General features: G+C 67.6%; 16 protein-coding genes. 11 read left to right on the top strand and 5 right to left on the bottom strand.

Annotation, left to right across the window (positions count from 1 at the left end; genetic code table 11):
• Positions 1-269 precede the first annotated feature (269 nt).
• The 3 genes from Hbl1158_RS12610 (at position 270) to Hbl1158_RS12600 (ending at position 4348) form a co-directional block, all read left to right on the top strand.
• The gene (locus tag Hbl1158_RS12610; protein ID WP_234297607.1) at positions 270-1469 is read left to right on the top strand and encodes a redox-regulated ATPase YchF; all 1200 of its coding nucleotides are present in this window, start codon (positions 270-272) and stop codon (positions 1467-1469) included.
• Positions 1470-1821: 352 nt separating this feature from the next.
• Complete coding sequence (locus Hbl1158_RS12605; RefSeq protein WP_234297606.1) at positions 1822-2955, top strand: DUF4397 domain-containing protein; 1134 nt, start codon at positions 1822-1824, stop codon at positions 2953-2955.
• 265 nt (positions 2956-3220) lie between these two features.
• Positions 3221-4348: a DUF4397 domain-containing protein gene (locus tag Hbl1158_RS12600; protein WP_234297605.1), complete on the top strand. Its 1128-nt coding sequence runs from the start codon at positions 3221-3223 to the stop codon at positions 4346-4348.
• Positions 4349-4505: 157 nt separating this feature from the next.
• Here Hbl1158_RS12600 and Hbl1158_RS12595 read toward each other — a convergent pair whose 3' ends face one another.
• The 3 genes from Hbl1158_RS12595 to Hbl1158_RS12585 all read right to left on the bottom strand — a co-directional run bounded on the left by Hbl1158_RS12595 (position 4506) and on the right by Hbl1158_RS12585 (position 12220).
• Complete coding sequence (locus Hbl1158_RS12595; protein ID WP_234297604.1) at positions 4506-5648, bottom strand: GAF domain-containing sensor histidine kinase; 1143 nt, start codon at positions 5646-5648, stop codon at positions 4506-4508.
• A gap of 119 nt (positions 5649-5767) precedes the next feature.
• The gene (locus Hbl1158_RS12590; RefSeq protein WP_234297603.1) at positions 5768-8878 is read right to left on the bottom strand and encodes a DEAD/DEAH box helicase family protein; all 3111 of its coding nucleotides are present in this window, start codon (positions 8876-8878) and stop codon (positions 5768-5770) included.
• Complete coding sequence (locus Hbl1158_RS12585) at positions 8879-12220, bottom strand: DNA methyltransferase (RefSeq protein WP_234297602.1); 3342 nt, start codon at positions 12218-12220, stop codon at positions 8879-8881.
• Between the two features lie 129 nt (positions 12221-12349).
• Between Hbl1158_RS12585 and Hbl1158_RS12580 the strand changes: the two genes are divergently transcribed.
• On the top strand, positions 12350-12592 hold the full coding sequence (locus tag Hbl1158_RS12580) for an Rdx family protein (RefSeq protein ID WP_234299535.1): 243 nt from the start codon (positions 12350-12352) through the stop codon (positions 12590-12592).
• A 48-nt stretch (positions 12593-12640) separates the two neighbouring features.
• Here Hbl1158_RS12580 and Hbl1158_RS12575 read toward each other — a convergent pair whose 3' ends face one another.
• Positions 12641-13300, bottom strand: a complete 660-nt coding sequence (locus tag Hbl1158_RS12575) for a class I SAM-dependent methyltransferase (protein ID WP_234297601.1) — start codon at positions 13298-13300, stop codon at positions 12641-12643.
• Between the two features lie 209 nt (positions 13301-13509).
• Between Hbl1158_RS12575 and Hbl1158_RS12570 the strand changes: the two genes are divergently transcribed.
• The 6 genes from Hbl1158_RS12570 (at position 13510) to Hbl1158_RS12545 (ending at position 17635) form a co-directional block, all read left to right on the top strand.
• On the top strand, positions 13510-13770 hold the full coding sequence (locus Hbl1158_RS12570; RefSeq protein ID WP_234297600.1) for a hypothetical protein: 261 nt from the start codon (positions 13510-13512) through the stop codon (positions 13768-13770).
• Positions 13771-13847: 77 nt separating this feature from the next.
• Positions 13848-14954 carry an ABC transporter ATP-binding protein gene (locus Hbl1158_RS12565; RefSeq protein WP_234297599.1) on the top strand — a complete coding sequence of 369 codons (1107 nt, stop codon included), beginning with the start codon at positions 13848-13850 and terminating at the stop codon, positions 14952-14954.
• On the top strand, positions 14951-15730 hold the full coding sequence (locus tag Hbl1158_RS12560) for an ABC transporter permease (protein WP_234297598.1): 780 nt from the start codon (positions 14951-14953) through the stop codon (positions 15728-15730). The genes Hbl1158_RS12565 and Hbl1158_RS12560 overlap by 4 nt, the downstream gene beginning before the upstream one ends.
• A gap of 377 nt (positions 15731-16107) precedes the next feature.
• On the top strand, positions 16108-16752 hold the full coding sequence (locus Hbl1158_RS12555) for a bifunctional 4-hydroxy-2-oxoglutarate aldolase/2-dehydro-3-deoxy-phosphogluconate aldolase (protein ID WP_234297597.1): 645 nt from the start codon (positions 16108-16110) through the stop codon (positions 16750-16752).
• A gap of 108 nt (positions 16753-16860) precedes the next feature.
• Positions 16861-17148, top strand: a complete 288-nt coding sequence (locus Hbl1158_RS12550) for an amphi-Trp domain-containing protein (protein WP_234297596.1) — start codon at positions 16861-16863, stop codon at positions 17146-17148.
• A 124-nt stretch (positions 17149-17272) separates the two neighbouring features.
• Entirely contained in the window at positions 17273-17635 is a 363-nt protein-coding gene (locus tag Hbl1158_RS12545; protein ID WP_234297595.1) for a VOC family protein, read from the top strand.
• A gap of 13 nt (positions 17636-17648) precedes the next feature.
• Here the strand turns inward: Hbl1158_RS12545 and Hbl1158_RS12540 are convergent, their stop codons facing one another.
• Positions 17649-18407, bottom strand: coding sequence for a DUF2071 domain-containing protein (locus Hbl1158_RS12540; protein ID WP_234299534.1), 759 nt, complete (start codon positions 18405-18407; stop codon positions 17649-17651).
• 85 nt (positions 18408-18492) lie between these two features.
• Here Hbl1158_RS12540 and Hbl1158_RS12535 point away from each other — a divergent pair, with 85 nt between their 5' ends.
• Positions 18493-19389: a DUF4349 domain-containing protein gene (locus tag Hbl1158_RS12535; protein ID WP_234297594.1), complete on the top strand. Its 897-nt coding sequence runs from the start codon at positions 18493-18495 to the stop codon at positions 19387-19389.
• Positions 19390-19392 lie beyond the last annotated feature (3 nt).

Genomic DNA, 19392 nt, shown 5'->3' with positions numbered 1-19392 from the left:
GTTCCGAGACGATCGGGAGACGACGGCCGTTCGGCGACCGATCCGACCGTCATCCCGCCGCCCCCGACTCACCCCCCGAGCGACGCATCAGTCACTCGGCGACGCCAGCGGTTCCACCCGAAGCGCTCCCGTCCGGATCCGAGCGCTCCCGTCCGGACCCGAGCGCTTCAGAGCGGATCCGAGCGATCCCGTCCGGATCCCGTGTGAACGCCCGACAGGGCCGCGGTGAGGTAGAAAGCCGTTTCAGGCGCGACGGCCCAGCGAGCGTAATGAGCTACACGATCGGTCTCGTCGGAAAGCCGTCCGTCGGGAAATCGAGCTTCTTCAACGCCGCGACGATGAACGACGTGCCCGAGGGGGCGTACCCGTTCACGACAATCGACCCCAGCGTCGGCGAGGCGTACGTCGGCGTCGACTGCCCGGCCCCCGAGTTCGAGGAGACGTGCGAGCCGAACCACGGCTTCTGCCGCGACGACACGCGGTTCGTCCCCGTGAAACTGGTCGACGTGGCGGGGCTCATCCCCGGCGCACACGAGGGCAAGGGGCTGGGCAACCAGTTCCTCTCGGACCTCAACGAGGCGGACGTGCTCGTCCACGTCGTCGACTTCTCCGGCACGACGGACATCGAGGGCGAACCCACCGAGGGACACGACCCCCGCGAGGACATCGACTTCCTGGAGGGGGAACTCGACCAGTGGTACCTCGACATCCTGGAGAAGGGGATCGAGAAGTTCGAATCGATGTACCGGGGTCCCAACCCCGGCGACGAGGTCGGCGTCGAGGAGGTGCTCGCCGAGCAGATGAGCGCGTTCCGGACGAACAAAGACGAGATCAAGCAGGTCGTCCTCTCGCTGGATCTGTCTCTGGAGCCGGACGCCTGGGACGACGAGGACCGCTTCGAGTTGGCCCGCGAGATCCGCAAACGGACGAAGCCGATGGTGATCGCGGCGAACAAGATGGACGCGCCCGCCGCCCGCGAGAACTACGAGGCGATCACGAGCGATCCCGAGTACGAGCACCTCACTATCGTCCCCGCGAGCGCCCACGCCGAGGGGTCGCTGAAGACGGCCGACGAGGCCGGCGTCGTCGACTACACGCCCGGGGACGAGGACTTCGAGGTCGTCGGCGACGTGAGCGACGAGCAGGCGCAGGGGCTCGAGGTGATCCGCGAGTTCGTCACCGAGTACGGCGGCACGGGCGTCCAGTCGGTGATCGAGGCGGCGCTGTTCGACGAGCTCGACGCGAAGGCGGTGTTCCCCGGGAGCGCGAGCGGCAGTTGGAGCAAGGGACCGTTCCGCGACTGCTTCGTGCTCCCGGGCCACGCGACCGCCGAGGACTTCGCGTACACGCTGCACTCGGACATCGGCGACGGCTTCCTCCACGGGATCGACTGCCGGAGCGGTCGCCAGGTCGGTGCAGACACCGTGCTGGCTCACCGCGACGTGGTCGAAGTCGTCACGACCGGGTAGGCGGCGGGTTCCGACGGGGATCCGCCTCGACCCGCGACGGCTTCGCCTCGACTCGCGACAACTCCCCCGCGGCTCACGACGGCCCTCCTCGACCCGCGACGACCGACGACGGTCCTCGGCGGTCTTCGGCGGTCAGCCGTGGACCGTCACGGTTCGTACGACGCGATTACTCGGACCCACCGCGGCGTTGGGTCCGCATACTGACCGCCACGGAACGGGAGCGACGGCCACGTCGCACTCGCGGTGCCGCCGGAGCACGGGGAGGCTACGGCACGCGGAGGGACGTAATCCGATCGTTTCCAGACCGGTCCGACGCATAACAAAGGCCGCACGGGGGGACGGAACGGCCTGCATGACTCAACGAGACGTGTCACGGCGACGGTTCGCGACGGCGCTCGGGGTCGGTATCGGCGTCGGCCTCGCGGGATGCGGCGGCGGCGTGAACAACAGCACGAACGCGACCGACGAGACGGTCGGAACGGTCGACGAGGAGACCGACGGGACACCCCAGGAGACCGAACCAGAGACCGAGACGGAGGACGAACCGGCGGCCGATCCCGAGGCGACAGACGACCCCGCCGAGGCGGTCGCCGAGGGGAACGCGGTCGTTCGGATCGCGCACCTGTCGCCGGACGCGCCGAACGTCGACGTGACCGTCGACGACGCGGAGATCCTGAGCGACGTTGCCTACGGCACCGTGAGCGACTACTACGTGTTGGAGCCGGGCACGTACACGGTGGTGGTGACGGCCACCGGCGAGGAGGAGACGGTGTTCGAGGAGGACGCCGAGTTCGCCACCGGCGCGTTCACCGTCGCCGCCCTCGGCGAGGTCGCGGGGACGAACCAGTCGCTCGGGATCGAGACGTTCGAGGACGAGGTCGAGCCGCCGGACGAGGAGTCGGCGGCCGTGCGGTTGGTTCACGCCGCGCCGGACGCGCCGGCCGTCGACGTCTCCGTCGAGGGCGGCGACCCGCTGTTCGAGGGAGTCGGCTTCGGCGAGGCGAGCGAGTACGTCGAGGTCGCCCCCGGCGACTACTCGCTGGCGGTCAGCGCCGCCGACGAGGCGGCGGGGACGCCGACCGGGACGCCGAGCGACACCGAGACCGGAACTGAGACGGACGACTCTGGGACGGAGACGGGAACTGAAACTGGAACTGAGACGGGAACTGAAACTGGAACTGAGACGGGAACTGAGACCGGAACCGGGGACGGCACGGGCGAGACGGGAGAGGTCGTCGCCGCCGCGGAGGTCTCACTCGAGGGGGGAACGGTGTCGTCGGTGTTCGCCGTCGGCTACCTCGACACCGCCGCCGCGCCCGTCGAGGAACCGTTCGAGCTGCTCACTACGGTCGACGCCGGCGGAACGGTCGAGGGGACCGAAACCGCCGACGGCACCGAGACCGGTACCGAAACCGCCGACGGCACCGGGTCCGGTACCGAGACGGAAGCCGGTACCGAGACCGCCACCGAGACGGAAACGGCCTGATCAGTCGGCGGGAACGACTCGCCTACGGCCGGGAGGTGCCGGGGAGTTCGACTCCCGAATCGACGGACTACTCGTTCGAAGTTCGTCGTTTCGACGCCGGTTGACTCCTTACTCGCAGACTGCACCGGGATCGGGGGTCGACTGACGGCCCCACGGGACGGCCGGGTACGACAGCGTTACGAGCGTGCCGAAACGCCGGCGACAGCGCCCGAAACCGCCCGTCGGTGCATAACAAACCTCATCGCTCACGTGGCCTACTGGCGTGATGCGATATCCAACAGGAACACTCGCAGTAGCGCTCGCGTTGATACTCGTGGGGAGCGTCCTCGCGAGCGGGGCGACCCTCGGCGGCGTCGCTGGGCCCGCACAGACCACCGCGCAGGCGGACGACGAGCCGGCCGAGCCGGTGACGCAGGAGACGGCGTACCTCCGAGTCGTCCACGCTTCGCCGGACGCGCCGGCGGTCAACGTGTCGCTCGACAACGAGACGGTCGTGAGCGACCTCGGCTTCGGCAACGACTCCGAGTACCTCCAGATCGAGAGCGGCGACTACCGGCTGACCATCTCGGCGGCCGGGACCGACGAGGTCGTCTACGAGGCGAACATCACCGTAGAGTCGCGGGCGGTGACGACCGTCGCCGCCAGCGGCGAGGTGGGCGAGAACGCGACCGTTCCGTTCTCGCCGCTGTTCGTCCGTGACGACGCGCTCACGCCCGCCGAGGGCGACGCCGCCGTCGCGGTCGCGCACCTCTCGCCGGACGCCCCCGAGGTCGACATCGTCACCGAGGGAGGCACCGTCATCGCCGAGAACGTCACCTACGGCACCGTCACCGACTACGTGACCGTGCCCGCGGGCGACTACACCCTCGAGATCCGCGCGGCCACCGCCGATAACGACGGCGAGGTCGTCGACACCGTCGACGTGTCGCTCGACGAGGGCTCGGCGTACACCGCGTACGCGATCGGCTACTTCGGTGCGGACGCTGACGAGAACGACTCCGTCGGCAACGAGACCGAGACGCCGATGGACAACGAGACTGAGACGCCGCCCGCCGACGACAACCAGACTGAGACACCCATGGACAACGAGACCGAGACGCCGAGCGCGGACGACACCGCGCCCGACGGGGAGCCCTTCCAGGTCTCGCTGGTCGCCGATGCGACGACCGACGTGACGCTCCCGAGTGAGCGGGAGCCGGCGGACGATAACGAGACTGAGACGCCGATGGACAACGAGACCGAGACGCCCATGGACAACGGGACGGAGTCCCCGTCGGACGACGCCACGGAGACGCCGGACGACGGGACCGAGTCGCCGCCGCCGACCGCCACGGAGACGCCCGCGGCCAACGAGACCGAAACGTCCACCGAGACGGAGACCGGGGACGTGTGACCGACTGACGGCGACGGCCGCGACGAGCGGAACAGGGACCCGCCGTCGGATCAGCGGCGAAGCGAACGATCGGTTCTTTCGCGACTCGGCCGGCGAGCGGACGCGCCGGGAGGACGGGACGCGGTCCCGTCACACCGCCCGTCGCACGAAGGGTCGCCTACCCGGCGGGGACGCGTTCGACGCCGACGAACTCGAGGACGGTTCCGCCGTCGTCGCTTCGGACGGTCGCGTCCCACTCGTGACCGCCGACGACGCGCTCGATGATCGACAGGCCGAGGCCGATCCTCTCGGTGCGCTCGGACCCGGAGGTGAACAGCGTCCGCGCGATCTCCGCCGGGAGCCCGGGTCCGTCGTCCTCGATGGCGAAGCCGCCGTCGACGTCGCGCACGGTGACGGTGACTGAGGGACCGCCGTGTTCGACGGCGTTCCGGAAGGCGTTCTCGAACAGTTGCTGGAGCCGTGAGCGGTTCGCGTACACCGTCGCGTCCGTCTCGAGGCGCAACTCGGCGTCGTCGCTCTCGAAGAACGCCCACGCGTCGCGGGCGACCGCCGTCAGTTCGACGGGCTCGCGCTCGCCCACGCCGCCCCCGTCGCGCGCGAGCGCGAGGAGGTCGGTGACCAACCCCTCCATCCGCTCGGCCGCCCGCCGGATGCGCTCGAGGTGTTCGGCCTGCTCGCCCTCGGCCGACTCCAGCGCGAGGTCGGCGTACCCCCGGACCGTCGAGATGGGGTTGCGGAGGTCGTGAGCGACGATGCCGACGAACTCGTCGAGGCGCTCGTTCTGCTCGCGCAGCTCGCGGTGGTGTCTGTCGCGTTCGAGCTCGTACGACACCCACCGCGCGAGCAGGCGGACGAATCGCCGTTCGGTCTCGGTGAACGCCGTCTCCCGCGGGTCGTCGCCGGAGAAACACAGCGTGCCGTACGTCTCGTTGTCGACGACGACCGGCGCGCCGATGTAGCATGCGAGGCCGGTCGCCTCCCGCGCCACGTCGTCGGCGTACGCCGACTCCGACACGTCCGCGAACCCGAGCGACTCGCGCGACTCCGTCACGTGACGACACCACGTGGTGTCGAGGTCGCTTCGACCGCCCGGAGCGTAGACGCCCTCCCCGATCGTCGACTCGACGACCTCGTAGTCGCCGTCGCCCGTGTACGAGAGCACGCCGTTCTCGACGCCGAGGCGCTCACAGCCGACCGCGATCGCGCGGTCGATCTTCTCCTCGAGCGTCAGGTCGTCGGCGATCGCGAGCCGATAGAGGTCAGCGAAGTACTGTTCCGCGTCCCGGGACTCCGTGGCCATCGTGTCCGCTTGACGATCGACGGACTTAGTCGTAGTGTCGCCGGCGACGTGCCGGTCGCGAGCACGGTGCGGTGCGGGGTCGACCGGGACGGACCCCAACGGAGGTATCGAACCCTCGCCTATTCGAGCGTCACACCGGCGTCGAGGAGGATTCGCTCCACGTAGCCCCGCCCTCCTTTCGTGTTCTGCAGGTAGACGTTGTTCCGTTCGTAGTGTTCCACGCTGAAGTCCTCGAACCGCTCGGCGAGCGTCTCCTCGTCGGTGACCGAGATGACGTACGAGTGCATCTCGACGGTCGGGTCGTCGAGGCGCTCTTCCAGGCCGTCGATGCGCTCGCTGAGTTTCACTTTGTCCGCGTTCTCGACGGCGGCGGGTTCCCATATCATCCCGTGCGGATCGAGGAAGATCAGTTTCTGTTCGGTCCCGGTCTTGACCCAGAGGAGGAAGTCGGGGTAGCCGCCCTGTTCGAATCCGATCCCTCGACCGCTGGGATTTCTCAAGAGATAGACCGTGTCCTCGGAAATCGTCCCCCGCCTGCAGAGGGCCTCCAACCGTTCGACGAGTCGCCGTTCGTCCTCGTTGAGAGATTCCGCCGGCGCTCGGAGACGGGTCTCGGGGTCCCTGTCCTCGATTCGCTCCTTGATCAAGAGGGGTCGATAGAGGCTCCGATCGAAGCCGAGCGTATACTCGTTGTCAGTAGCCGTCGCGTCGTCGATCAGTTCGGTCACCTCCGCGACGAGGTCATCGTCGTCGGGGACCCGGAAGTTCAGATCGAAGTTCAACTCGGGGTCGTCGGCAGCCAGGCGCTGATACTCCCGGCGTCGGTCCTCCCAGTCGGACTTCTCTGCGGCGTAGAGGTTGTCGATGTAGCTGCGGAGAACGATCCTGACGATCTCCTCGGTCTGCTCTTTTCGTTCGACGGGGGTATCCGAATTCAGTCGCCGTTCCGGGCAGTACAGACCGAACTCGTCGTTCAGGACGACCGATCGGAGGGCGGACTCGTTCACGATCAGGTTGGAGTACCCCTTGCGCCGCTTGTACTCGACCATGTCGACGAGCATCCGGTCCCAGTCTACGACCTCGGTGTGCAACTCCGCGCTCGTCACCCTGTTTTTCTCCTCGGAGAGGCCGATCGAGGAGTCGCTCCGGAGCGTCTGAACTTCGGGATAGAGATCGACGATCGGTCCGTGGGCTTCCGAGACGCGTAGCGAGGTAACCGTCTCCTCCGCGTACGTTGCCTCGTCCGTTTTCCGGGGGACCTTCAGGTCTCCATCGAGGAGGTCCGCGTCGACATCGGTCCGGAGCGACTTGGTGACGAAGCCGGCGGGGATGTTCTCCTTCTCGAGTTGCTCCTCGAACTCCTTGATGTAGTCCGCCTTGATGCCGAACACGTTGAGCCGTTCGAGGATCTCGATCCCGTCGGGGACTTCGGACTCCGGGAGACCGAGGTAGGACGTCCGCTTGAGCGAGTGGTCCTTCCCGCGGAGTCTGATTCCTCTCCCGAATATCTGGATGATCTCCGCGCCCTCGGTACGGCCGACGCCCAGGAGCCCCATGCTGGCGACCCGATAGCTGTCCCAGCCTTCGGTAAACCGCTTTGCGCCGATCAGGACGTTGATGTCGGAGTCCCCCTCGTTCAGTTCCGAGAAGACCGATCCCCTGAACTCCTGTTTCTCGACGGCGATGTCCGTGTTCTCCTCGATGCGATCGACGAACCGTCTCGTCGTCCCCTTCCCGATGTTGATGAGTCCGAAGTAGTGCTCGGTTCGGCCGACGCGGAGTCCTATCTCGCCGTCGGCGTCGTTCAGGCGGACGACGTTCAGTTCGGCGTCGGCGGCGGCGTTGAAGACGAGATCCATCATCTCCCGATACATCTCCTCGGGCGTGACAGCCGCCGATTTGAGATACCCGAATCTGTCCTCGAACAGCGGCGTTCCGTTCTCGTCGAGGAACTCCGACCCGGAGAGGATGTCGTCTATCTCGCCGATGACGGCCTCGGGCTCACCGAGAACCCGGTCGAGGAATCTGACGACCTCCTCGACGTCCGATACCTTGTCCTCCCGGGTCAGTTCACGGCCGCGAACCGCGTTCACCGTCTGGCCGACGAAGATCCAGAGCGGGTCCTCCAGGTTGAACTCCTCGAGCCTCGCCGTGTTCTCCGTGAAGTACTTCTTCTGCTCGTAGAAGGAGAGCAGATTCGCCGTGAGGTATTTGTCCCGACGCGTTCGGTCGTCGTCCGCCAGGTTCAAAATGTCGTACTCCTTGCCGAACCCGTCGACGTGGAAGTTCCGGAAGGAGTAATCGAACAGGATCGACTTCACGTATCGGTTCTGTAGCTGTTCGTTGTCGATGGAGCTGAGCGCCTGCCCGAAGGTCGCGCTGTACTCGAAGGAGAAGCCGTCATCCCCGATGACCCGTTCCCGGTAGTCGATGTGCGTGTCTCCCTGTGCGCCCTTGTGCCCCTCGTCGACGAACACCAGATTGTCTCCCTCGAACAGATCTACTGGGAACGTCTTCTCACCCCCCTCCTCCCGCAGTTTGTGGATGTCCAGGACCCCGACCGTGGGTACCGAGGACGAATCGCCGGCGTATCCGAGGTCCTCGGTATGAACGCCGTCGGTCCCGAACGCCTCGGCGTCGATACCGCTCTCCTCGAACTCGGTCAGGTGTTGCTCGGTGAGTCCGCTGTTGGGCGTGATGAGGAGGACGTTCTCCGGTTCCTGATCGGCGTAGCGGTGGAACTGCCAGAGGTTGGCATGCATTATCAGTGTCTTCCCCGAACCGGTCGCCATCCAGTAGGCGATCCTGCCGAGGTTTCCCTCGTCGAGCGGATAGAGGTCCTCGGCATCCAATTCGGTTCGCTTGTCCTCGATCACTCCTCCGAGCTCCCGCTCGAGCTTCTCTCGGTAGTTGTAGTAGAGGTCGAGGTATATCTCGGCGAAGAGCAGCGAGAGGTACTGGTAGTACTTCAACTGGATGGCGTCGTCCCTGTTCTCGTTCAGTCTGCGTTCGTACTCGCCGACGTTTTGGTCGTACTCGTCCATCCGCTCCCGGAGCCAGTCAGTCGGATCCAGCTCCGAGATCAGGCGCTCCTTGAACCGGCTTCGATTGTCGGCTTTGAACCCCTCTTCGACCTCGTTCAGGGCGTCGCGGAAGTCCTCGAAGCTGTCCGCGCCGAACGTGTCGTGGAGGTACTCGACGACGACGAGTTTCTCCTCGAAGTCCTCCATTCAGTCCCACATCCTGTTCTGGAACGCGTTCTCGATGGACTTGGCGTCCGCTACCGCACAGTCGTAGTTGACGTACACGAGGTCCTCGTCGTCGAGGACGGTCGCGTTCAGGAACGCTCGCTCGGCCTCGAAGAAGTCCGCCCCGTCGTCCTCGCTCACGGGTCGCCAGACGATCACGGCCGATTTGCCGTCCGTCTGCCCGTTCACCACTCTGTATTTCCGGCCGTGTTCCTCGAAGGTCCGGACCGTTTCGACCCGCAATCCGAGCAAGTAGTTGAACGTCTCGACTAGGTCGATCCGTTCGGTCCTGGACTCGTCACCGTTCCGGACGTCTATCTCGTAGTCGAACGGGTCTTTGAGTCCGGCAAGGTCGAGGAGGGACGGACCGTCGACGCCGAACCTGAGCAGGTACTCCAGGGTGTTCGGCGTGAACGAGTCGATGCTGGCTTGTCCCTCGTCCACGTCCAAGTTATCGAGCGTGTCGTCGTAGCTCTCCAGCCGGTGATAGCGAACGACGTGTCCGATCGAGTCCTCGGTCTGCGGGACGCCGTCCGTCCAGGTCGAGGAGAACACCCGCTTTTTGATCCTCGGCAGGAGGACCTCATCGAAGTGGTCGCCCATCTCCACCAGGATGTAATCGATGTCCGTGTCGAACTCCCGTTCGAGGGTTATCGCGGTGTCGCCGGTCGTCCCGGACCCCGCGAAGAAGTCCAACACGAGGGGGTTCTCGACGGTGTGGTCCGGGTCCGATAACAGCAGCGCGGGCTCCAGGAGTCGCTTGCTTATCTCCAACGGCTTCGGATTGTCGTCGAACGTCAGTCCCAACCCGGTAAAGAGCGCGTCCGCGCTTCCTCCGTACGAGAGCACAGAGGGGAGGTTCTCCACGACGTTCCCTTCCAGGAGCGTTTTCCTGTTCGGTATCGTGGTGTGGTCGTGGCCGAAGACGATCTCGCCTTTGATCAGGTGATCCGCCCGCTCTCGCAGCGTCCCCTCCTGCATCTCCGCTAACGAGTCGGACGGGAATCGCCAGCCTCTCTTCGGTTTCTTACAGGGTTCTCCGGTCTTCGGATGAACGAGGTCGGACCTGTAGTCGTCGGGGGGATCGTTCTTGTTCGGCCACGCCATCGAGGTGGGCCGGTAGATACGCCCCTCCTCGTCGATGTACTTGTACGCTCGTTCTCCCCCGCTGAGGCTCTCGTTGTTCCGTATCCAGTCTTGGTACCTCGAGTTCGCCTCCTCGAGCGTGATCTCCGACCGCTGTACGGCGTCGAACAGCGAGTCCGCCTTGTTCCGCATCGCCTCGGCGTTCTCCTTCAGGCGGACGAAACCGTTCGCGGATTTGAACTCCTCGATGCTGTTCGTCCACGAGAAGACGTACTCGTGCTGCGTGGCCACCCCTCCGGCGTCCCCCTTCGGGTTTCGCTTGTTCCAGACGATCTCTCCGAGGTTGTTCTCCTCCCCGTAGTTCTCCGTGAGGAGTCGATGGAGCTCGGACAGCTCGTGTTCGTCGATGTGGCAAAGGAGCGTTCCCGAGGGCTTCATCAGATCGAACCCGAGGTCGAGCCTATCGTTCATCATGGACAACCAGCTGGAGTCGGCGAAGTCGTCCTTGAACACGAAATCGTCCTCGCCCGTGTTGTAGGGCGGGTCGATGTAGACGGAGTCTACCTGGTCCTCGAACGTCGCCTCGAGCAGCCGTAGCGCCTGGAAGTTCTCGCCGTTGACCGCGATTCCGTCCGTTCGCTCGGCGATGTCGTCGAAGCTCGACAGAACGGCGTATCGGAACTCCTCGTCGAAGTGTTTCGTATCGAGGACCAGTCCGTGCCGTTCCCGTAGGTCGTCCTCGGTCATCCCATCCTCCCGTTCGACTCCGAAGAGGGACTCCCACTCGTTCAGTTGTCCCTCGTTCTCGAGGATCTCGGGGTAGAGTTCCTCGGGAACGTTGTCCAGCGTGACACAGTATTCGGTGTCGACGACGAACTTCTTCTTCTCGTACAGCCGTTTCTGGAACTCCTCTATCTCGGAGACGAACTCGAGTATCTCGCCGGCGATGTTCTCGATCGCCTCGATCCTCGCGCGGACGTGGGCAGGTATCTCGCCCGTGTCGTCGGTCAGTTCCCTCCAGGAGAATACCTCGTTTTTCAGGTAGAAGTCGAGTTCCCGCTCGAGGAACCCCCGGAGGTCCTTGTGGATGAAGTAGTCCTCCTCGTTTCTCGTCCGGTAGTTTCGCAGGTGTTTCTGGAGGACGGTGCTGTCGCTGTACGCGTCGTCGGTTTCTCGATCGAGGACGCCCTCGAGTTGGGAGCTAACTCCCGAGAGGATCCGGGTCTCGATCCTCGCTTGGAGATCTCGCGCCTTCGTGCGGGACCCCTCCGAGAGGTCGTAGTCGTCGTAGTCGTCGTCCCGGAGCGGTCGGTACTCGAAGTGGACCGTGAGCCGACGGCCGTCCTGTTCGACCGGCGTCTCGGCCCGGAGGACGAAGTACCGCTCGTCGCCCTTCCTGTTGCTCGGTTCGACGGACGCGTCGTGCAGCGAGAACTCGACCTCGTAGGAGTCCTCCCGGAACCTGTAGTCGCTGAACCGTTCGCCCGTCTTGACGAGGTACTGATCCCTGTTGGCCCAATGGAGTTTGACCTCCTCGCCGTTGTAGGGGATGGCGTACTTCTCCTGGTTCGCGGCGCGACGCTGGGGGACGAAGTCGCCGTCCTCGTAGTAGCGATTGAAGAACCGATAGAGGTCCTGATAGATCGCGGCCTCCGTCCGCTCGCCGATCTCGGCCCGTTCCGCCTCGGCTTTCGCCTCCAGATAGGCGTTCATCCGCTCTTCGGCGATCCCCTGTGGGTCCTCGGGGAGTGCGGTCTCGTCGACGGTCCCGTTCTCGTCCAACCACTGCGGAAAGTCCTCCGCGATTCGGTCCACGACTGCATCGAGTCGCTCCCGTGCCGGTCCCCGTTCGGCCGCTCGAAACGCGTCGAGTTCCGCTTTCACCGTCCGTTCAAGTTCCTCGTCGAGGAACTCCTCGATCCGATCCCGCCTCGCGTTCAGTATCCGGTACACGCCGAAGTCGAGGTCGGCGCTCTCGAACTGAAACAGCTCCTCGAGGAGCGATCGGAACCGTTCGTAGTTCTCCTCGGTCTCGGGGGTCTCTCTGAGGTCGTGTTCCTCCAAGAAGTTGAGGAGGGCGCGCCGCTTCGCGGCGGATTTGATCCCGTTGATCTCGCCCAGTTCGTCCCACGTGATTCCGCGCAGATCCTCGAGAGATCGGTAGCCTGCGTCCCGGAAGTTATCCACTTTGGAGGGACCGAATCCGGGGAGAGTAGTGATATCCTCGAGTTCGACCATTGGGGTAGGCTTCCGACTCACCGCATTAAGGGTGTTCCTTGTACGGGAGCTCCGTTCGACGCGGGCGTGAACGACGTAGTCGGGAACGGGTCGGCCTCGGCACTCGCGGGGCGTCCGTACACGCGGACGGTGACACACGTCGAGATCGAGTACTGCGTCCCCTGCGGGATGCTGGACCGTGCACAGGACGTCCAAGCGGCGATCCTCGAGGGGTACGGGACGGAGGTCGATTCCGTGTCGCTGGTCGCCGGCGACGGCGGCGTCTTCGAGGTCCGCGCAGACGACGAGGTCATCTTCGACGAGGAGTCCGACGAGTTCGACGTGGACGCGATCGTCGACGCGGTCGGAGGCCGCGTCGGCGCGGCGGCCTGAGAGAGGGATCACCGGGAGGGCCGCCGCGAGGCGACTCGGATTCCCGTCTCAGTTCTCGCGGAGTCGAGCGAACAGGTGGGTCCACGCGCCGCCGTCGTCCTCGGCGACGGCGTCGTCGAGGACGCGTTCGTCGGTCACACGAAACCCGGCCTCGCGAAGCTGTGTACGAGTCTCGTCGAGACCGGGGAACGACCACGCCATCGTTTCGCCGCCCCCGAGCCAGTCGTCGTTGGCTCCGGCCCACCCCTCCCCGTCGGTCGCGGCGGTGAGGTACAGGCGGCCGCCCGGACGGAGCGCCCGCGCGAACTCTCGGAACACCGTCGGATGTTCGGCGATCGGCACGTGGATCACCGAGTGGAGGGCGGTGACGGCGTCGACGCCGTCGGACGCCACCGGCAGTCGGGTCAGGTCGCCGCGGACGAGGGGGGCGTCGGTCCGGTCGCGCGCCAGGTCGAGCATCGACGCCGACAGGTCGACGCCGACGACGCTGACACCGTCGGGAACGCGGTTCAACACCGGCGTTCCCTGCCCGCACCCGGCGTCGAGGACCCGGTCTCCCGGCGAGAGTCCCTCCAGGAACGGCTCGACGAAGGGCGCGTCCGACGCCTCTCGCTCGCGGTCGTACGCGGCCGCCATGCCGTCGTAGCCGTCGCGGACGGTCGCGCGCTGGGTGTGCGGATCCACGGGCGGATCGGGGTCGTCGCTCACGTCCGCAACTTCGATGACGTGCACAAGAGCGTTTCCCGTCCGTGGTCCGCGGTATCACACGGTTTCCGTCGTCGTCGCCGGCGCGGTGCGGCGACGGTCCGACGGCCGCGCTCGACGGCGGCGACGACGGCGACGACGGCCGCCCCGGAACTCACGTTCGATACCCGTGGCGGTGGAATTATCCGTCGGGGCGGTCCGATCGGTCGGGTATGTCGGGGGGTCCGATCGAGCCGTGGCCGTCCGAGCTCTCCTCGATAGACGCCGTTCGCGGTGCGCTCGCGGGCGAACTCGGCGGCTTCCTCGCGCTCGGCGCGACGCTCTCGCCGGCAGAGTTGCTCTGGGCGTCCCACGAGTGGCTCGTCGGGACGGGACTCGACCCCGCCGGCGCGGCCGCGGTCGTCGTCGCCTGCGCGGTCGCGCGCTGGGCCGTCGGCGTGTCGCTGTTCGCGACGCGGGCGGTCGAGTGGTGAGCCGCCGCCGGATCTCGTCGCTCGCGTCGGCGACCCGCTTCGGCACCCTTACTTCCGCCACGCCCGGAGCCGTGGGCATGAACGACGAGCCGGTCGTGCGCGCCGTCGGCGCGCGCAAGTCCTACGACGGGACGGTCGCGCTCGACGGCGTCTCGCTCGACGTGCGTGAGGGGGAGGTCTTCGGGCTGATCGGCCCGAACGGCGCGGGCAAGACGACGCTGGTGCGCGCGCTCACCGGCACCGTCGACGCCGAGGGAACCCTCGAGCTGTTCGGCGACCCCGCCCGCGACTCCGACCGCTCGCGACTCGGCCTGCTCCCCCAGGAGTTCAGCCCGGCCGAGCGCCTGACCGCCCGCGAACTCGTCGCCTACTACGCCGGCCTGTACGACGACGCCCGACCGGTCGAGGCGGTGCTCGCGGACGTGGGACTCGCCGACGACGCGGACGCCGACACCTGGTACGAGAACCTCTCGGGCGGGCAGAAGCGCCGCGCCTGCGTCGCCGCCGCGCTCGTGAACGACCCCGACGTGCTCGTGCTCGACGAGCCGACGACCGGCATCGACCCCGCGGGCCGGCGCGCGCTGTGGGAACTGCTGGAGTCGCTCGCCGACGGCGGCGTCACGGTCCTCCTCACCAGCCACTCGATGGACGAGGTCGAGCGCCTCGCCGACCGCGTCGGCCTCCTGCGCGACGGCCGCCTCGTCGCGACGGGCACGCCCGCGGAACTGGTCGCGGAGCACGGCGGGCCCGCCCGCCTCGTCGTCGCCGGACCGGACGCGGAGGCCGGGGCTGCCCCGCTTCGGGAGGCGGGCTTCGCCGTCGAGGTCGGGGCCGACGAGGTCGTCCTCGGCGACGTGAGTCCCGAGGACCTGGGGCAGGCGGTGACCGCGCTCGCCGACGCCGGCGTCGACTACGAGTCGCTCACGTGGACCGAGCCGACGCTCGAGGACGTGTACCTCCGACTGACCGGCGAGACGTTCGAGGGCGCGTTCACTCCCGGCGCGAGCGCGGTCGCGGGCGACGCCGCAGCCGGCGACGACTCGACCGCTGACGGCGACGCCGCAGCCGGCGACGACTCGACCGCTGACGGCGACGCCGTCGGCGACGCTTCCCCCGCCGACCGCGCCGGCGACGCTACCCCCGGCGACCGCGCCGGCGACGCCCCCTCGGGGGTGGAACGGTGAGCCGCCTCGGTCGGGTCCGCGCGGAGACGCTGGCGGCGACGCGGTCGTTCCTCCGCCGCCGGACGGCGGTGTTCTTCACCTTCTTCTTCCCGCTGCTGCTCGTCCTGATCTTCGGCGTGCTCGTGCGGACACAGCCGGGCGGCGGGGGGCTGTTCTCCCGGCCGGACGCGTACTACCTCCCGGGCTACCTCGCGACGGTCGTCCTCTTTACGCCCCTCTCCCGAGTCGGCTCGGAGATCGCCCGTCACCGCGACGGCCACCGCTTCGAGAAGCTGGCGACCACGCCGCTGACGCGCGGGGAGTGGCTGCTGGCGCACACGCTCGTCAACGTCGGCGTCATCGGCGTCGCCTCGATCGCGGTGTTCGCGCTCGTCACTCTCGTCACCGGCGCGAGCATCCCGCTGTCGGCGGACCTCCTCCTGCTCGTCCCGTTCGTCGTCGTCGGGGTCGTCCTCTTTTGCGGCGTCGGCGCGGTGCTGGGGCGGGTCGCCGACACCCAGGACGGCGTCATCGCCGCCTCGAACTCGGTGGCGCTTCCCCTGCTGTTCCTCTCGGACACGTTCGTCTCGCCCGACCTCCTCCCGGGGTGGTTCCTCCCCGCCGTGAACCTCTCGCCGCTCACCTACTTCTCGCGGGGGGTGCGCGCGCTCACGTTCGAGGCTCCCGACGCCGGCGGGCTGGCGGGGGTGGGCGCGGCGGAGAACCTCGCGATCCTGGCGGCGCTGTCGGTCGTCGCGTTCGTCGCCGGCGCGGTCGCCGTGCCGCGCGGGGAGTGAGTCGCCGGCGGCGGTGGTCGACTCTCGCCGCCGTGGGTCGAGGCGCTCGGTCGCGTCGCTCCCTTGTTCAGCCGGCAGCTCCGTGGGCGGCTCGCCCACAAGCTCGCCGCCGTTCCCCGAGGCGCTCGCTCGCGTCGCTCCCCTGTTCAGTCAGCAGCTCCGTGGGCGGCTCGGCCCGAAGACCTCGCCGCCGTGAGTACGAGGCGCTCGGTCGCGTCGCTCCCTCGCGCCTCGCACGTCTCGCATGTTCTGTGGGCGGCTCACCCACAAGCTCGCCGCCGTCCGCCGAGACCTCGCTCACTCCCTCCGGTCGTTCGCTCGGTCTCGCACGTCTCGCACCCGTCGCTTTTATTCGCTGCCGGGAAGTTCACTCGCGTATGAGTACCACCGAGGCGTTCGCGGCGATGCGCGAGTCGGGCGTCGTCGCCGTCATGCGGGGGGCCGAGCCCGAGACCGTCGTCGACACCGCCGAGGCGCTCGTCGCCGGCGGCGTCACGGCGCTGGAGGTCACCGCCGACACCGACGGCGCGACCGACATGATCGCGACCCTCTCGGCGGCGCTGGGCGAGGACGTGCTCGTCGGCGCGGGCACCGTCCTCGACGCCGCGACCGCCCGCGCGGCGATCGCCGCCGGCGCGGAGTTCGTCGTCTGCCCCACGTTCGAGGCGGGCGTCGTCGAGACGTGCAACCGCTACGGCGTGTTGTGCGCCCCGGGCGTGATGACGCCGACGGAGGCACAACGGGCCTACGAGGCCGGCGCGGACATGGTGAAGGTGTTCCCGGCGAAGACCGTCGGACCCGACCACGTCGCGGCGCTGAAGGGACCGCTCGGCCAGTTGGAGATCATGCCCACCGGCGGCGTCTCCCCCGACAACGCCGGCGAGTACATCGACGCCGGCGCGGTCTGCGTCGGTGCCGGGTCGGCGCTCGTCGACCGCGACCTCGTCGCCGCCGGCGACTTCGAGGCGATCACCGACCGCGCGGAGGCGTTCCGCGAGGTCATCGAGGCCGCACGCGAGTAGCGAGGTCAATCGGGTGGTGTCGTACAGTTCACACCCGCATCGAGAGTCCTGTGATCCGCTACGAACAGCGGGCGCATTTATCGGTGCAGGCTGTGTACGTTCCGGTGTATGCCCGAAGAAGTCCTGTTCAAATCAGAGAGCGACCAGAGTCGAGAAGCGATTGCATCGTACCTCCGGAAAGTCGCGGACAATCTCGAGAGCGGAGACCCCATCAAGCTGAAAGCGGGCTCCGAGTCCGTAACGCTGAACCCCCCTGCCCGGCCGACCTTCGAGGTCAAAGCTGAACGCGAAGGTCCCGCTGGCAACATGACCGAACGCAGCATCGAGTTCGAACTCGAATGGGACGAGAACGACGGTGGGGAAGAGAGCAGAAGTGGTCAGTTAGAGATCGAGTAGTCACTCCGCAATCCCACTCACCAGCCCGTTCGGCGGATTCTACACCGAAACCGATCGCCCTGAGAAGAGTTCTACGACACCCTCGGCCGAAGCCTATTCGTCGCCGGCGGGCGATCCGGTTCCCATGTCGCACCCCGGCGGCCTCGTCTTCTTCCGGACCGCGAACCGCGACCGCGCCGTCGACTGGTACCGCGAGGTCGTCGGCTGTGAGGTCTGGCTCGAACAGCCCGGCTGTACGATCCTCTCGCGGGAGGGCTTCCGGTTCGGCCTCTGTGACGCGGACGAGGGCGACACCGAGACCGAGGGGATACTCACGTTCGTCTACCCGGACCGCGCCGGCGTCGACCGCCTCCACGACCGCGTCGGCGACGCCGCCCGCGAGGAGCCGCACGTGAACGACCGGTACGACATCTACCAGTTCTTCGCGGCCGATCCGGACGGCCGGACCGTCGAGTTCCAGACGTTCCTCCACGACCTGCCGGAGTGAGACTCGGGTCCCGTCAGTCGTCGTCGACGGGGATCGACACGCTCGCGGCGTCGCCGGCGACGGTTCCGTCGCCGCGCCCGTTCGCGTCCAGTCGCCGGATCCGATCCGCGGTCACGTCTATCCCGGGCGAGTAGTGGAGGATCGGGTCACCCTCCGGCTCGTCGAAGCCGTTCGCTGCGAACAGGCCGTTCTCGCGGATCTCGCAGTCGGCCGGCGCGAGCGGCCACGGCTCGTGGTCGATGTCGCCGTAGTAGATCCGGTCGCGGCCCTGGGTGTAGAAGCGGTAGTTTTCGACGAGGAACGCCTCGAGACTCCCGGGCTCGGGCGGGCTCGTCTCCCCACACGGACCGTAGGTCGCGTCGAACGGCGCGGGCGGCGCGCCGGGGTGAGCCCGGCGGCTCCGCACGGTCACGTCGCCGTCGTCCCTGGTCACGTCCATCGACGCGCGGTAGTACGGGAGCCGGAACAGCGTCCGGGCGACGCCGACGCCGAGGGCGTCCTCCGCGTCGAGACTGAAGAAGTACACCCCCTTCGTGTCGCCGTGGGTGACGTACGTCCGGAGGTTGAGCTCCGGGAACGACAGGCCGATCGGGGACCCCCGCGGCCGGATGTCGGTCATCTCGAACGGGACGACCCCGAGGTACGCGTCGCCGTCGTGCGTCGCGACCGACAGCGGGTCGGGCAGGCGGGCGGCGACCGTCGCGGGGTCGACCCGCCAGTGGGCGAACAGCGCGTCGCGCCACCGCATCGAGAGCAGCCGTCGGGACACGATCGACCCGACGGGCCGCACACGGAAGGGTCAAACGACCCTTTCACCGTACCGAACGGTTAGGGAACCCGGCGTGGTAGCGCCGGGCATGCGACGAGGCCCGATACTGGCCGTGTGTTGTGCTCTCCTGCTGGTCCTCGCGGGGTGTTCCGGAGCCGGAAACTCCGCCGGCGGCGACGCCGCGCAGACCGGCGGATCGGTGGACGTGACCGCCGAGGCGACCGCCGCCGCCGACGCCGAGTCGGGCGAGGACGGCGGAAGCGACGGCGGCGTGCGCGCGCAGGCGGCGGAACGCGATCTGATCTACGAGGCGACCGTGCGACTCAGGGTCGACGACTTCGACGCCGCCCGCGCGGACATCGCCGAGACGGCCCGCGAGCGCGGCGGCTACGTCGGCGACTCCTCGCGGCAGGTCAACGGCGAGGGGAACCGCACGTGGACGGCCGGGCGGATCGTCCTTCGGGTGCCGACGGGCAACTACTCGGGGGCGCTGTCGGCCGTCGAGGAGCGCGGCGAGGTCCGCTCCTCCGAGCAGTCGGTGCGGGACGTGACCGACCAGGTGGTCGACCTCGAGGCGCGCCTGGAGAGTCTCCGGGCCGAGCGCGACCGGCTCCGCGAGCTGTACGAGGACGCCAACGACACCGAGGAGGTGCTGGCGGTCCAGCGCGAGCTCTCGGACGTGCAAACCGAGATCGAGCGCACGGAGGCGCGACTGCGGAGCCTGGAGGACCGCGTGGCGTACGCGACGATCACCGTCGAGCTTCGCGAGCCCGCCCCGGACCCCGAGCCGGTCGAGCGAACGAGCTGGTACGACACGCCGGTCACGGAGGCGTTCCTCCAGTCGGTCGACGGCGTGATCGTGCTCGGCCGGAGTCTCGTCGTGTTGACGGCCTACGCGCTGCCGTTCCTCCTCGTCGCGAGCGTGCCCCTCGCGGGGGTCGCGCTCGGCGTCCGGTACCTCCGGAATCGACGACGCGGTCCGTGACCG

This window comes from Halobaculum sp. CBA1158 (assembly GCF_021431925.1).
In the GTDB taxonomy this organism is placed as follows: domain Archaea; phylum Halobacteriota; class Halobacteria; order Halobacteriales; family Haloferacaceae; genus Halobaculum.
Note: the sequence above shows the minus strand (reverse complement) of the source record. Positions and strands in the feature narration are given on the sequence as shown.

Excerpts from the sequence above, each read along its gene's own strand:
- Hbl1158_RS12535 (WP_234297594.1), top strand. The coding sequence starts at position 18,493 with ATGCGACGAGGCCCGATACTGGCCGTGTGTTGTGCTCTCCTGCTGGTC.
- Hbl1158_RS12550 (WP_234297596.1), top strand. The coding sequence starts at position 16,861 with ATGCCCGAAGAAGTCCTGTTCAAATCAGAGAGCGACCAGAGTCGAGAA.
- Hbl1158_RS12570 (WP_234297600.1), top strand. The coding sequence starts at position 13,510 with ATGTCGGGGGGTCCGATCGAGCCGTGGCCGTCCGAGCTCTCCTCGATA.
- Hbl1158_RS12545 (WP_234297595.1), top strand. The coding sequence starts at position 17,273 with ATGTCGCACCCCGGCGGCCTCGTCTTCTTCCGGACCGCGAACCGCGAC.
- Hbl1158_RS12600 (WP_234297605.1), top strand. The coding sequence starts at position 3,221 with ATGCGATATCCAACAGGAACACTCGCAGTAGCGCTCGCGTTGATACTC.
- Hbl1158_RS12565 (WP_234297599.1), top strand. The coding sequence starts at position 13,848 with ATGAACGACGAGCCGGTCGTGCGCGCCGTCGGCGCGCGCAAGTCCTAC.
- Hbl1158_RS12555 (WP_234297597.1), top strand. The coding sequence starts at position 16,108 with ATGAGTACCACCGAGGCGTTCGCGGCGATGCGCGAGTCGGGCGTCGTC.
- Hbl1158_RS12605 (WP_234297606.1), top strand. The coding sequence starts at position 1,822 with ATGACTCAACGAGACGTGTCACGGCGACGGTTCGCGACGGCGCTCGGG.
- Hbl1158_RS12610 (WP_234297607.1), top strand. The coding sequence starts at position 270 with ATGAGCTACACGATCGGTCTCGTCGGAAAGCCGTCCGTCGGGAAATCG.
- Hbl1158_RS12590 (WP_234297603.1), bottom strand. The coding sequence starts at position 8,878 with ATGGAGGACTTCGAGGAGAAACTCGTCGTCGTCGAGTACCTCCACGAC.
- Hbl1158_RS12595 (WP_234297604.1), bottom strand. The coding sequence starts at position 5,648 with ATGGCCACGGAGTCCCGGGACGCGGAACAGTACTTCGCTGACCTCTAT.
- Hbl1158_RS12585 (WP_234297602.1), bottom strand. The coding sequence starts at position 12,220 with ATGGTCGAACTCGAGGATATCACTACTCTCCCCGGATTCGGTCCCTCC.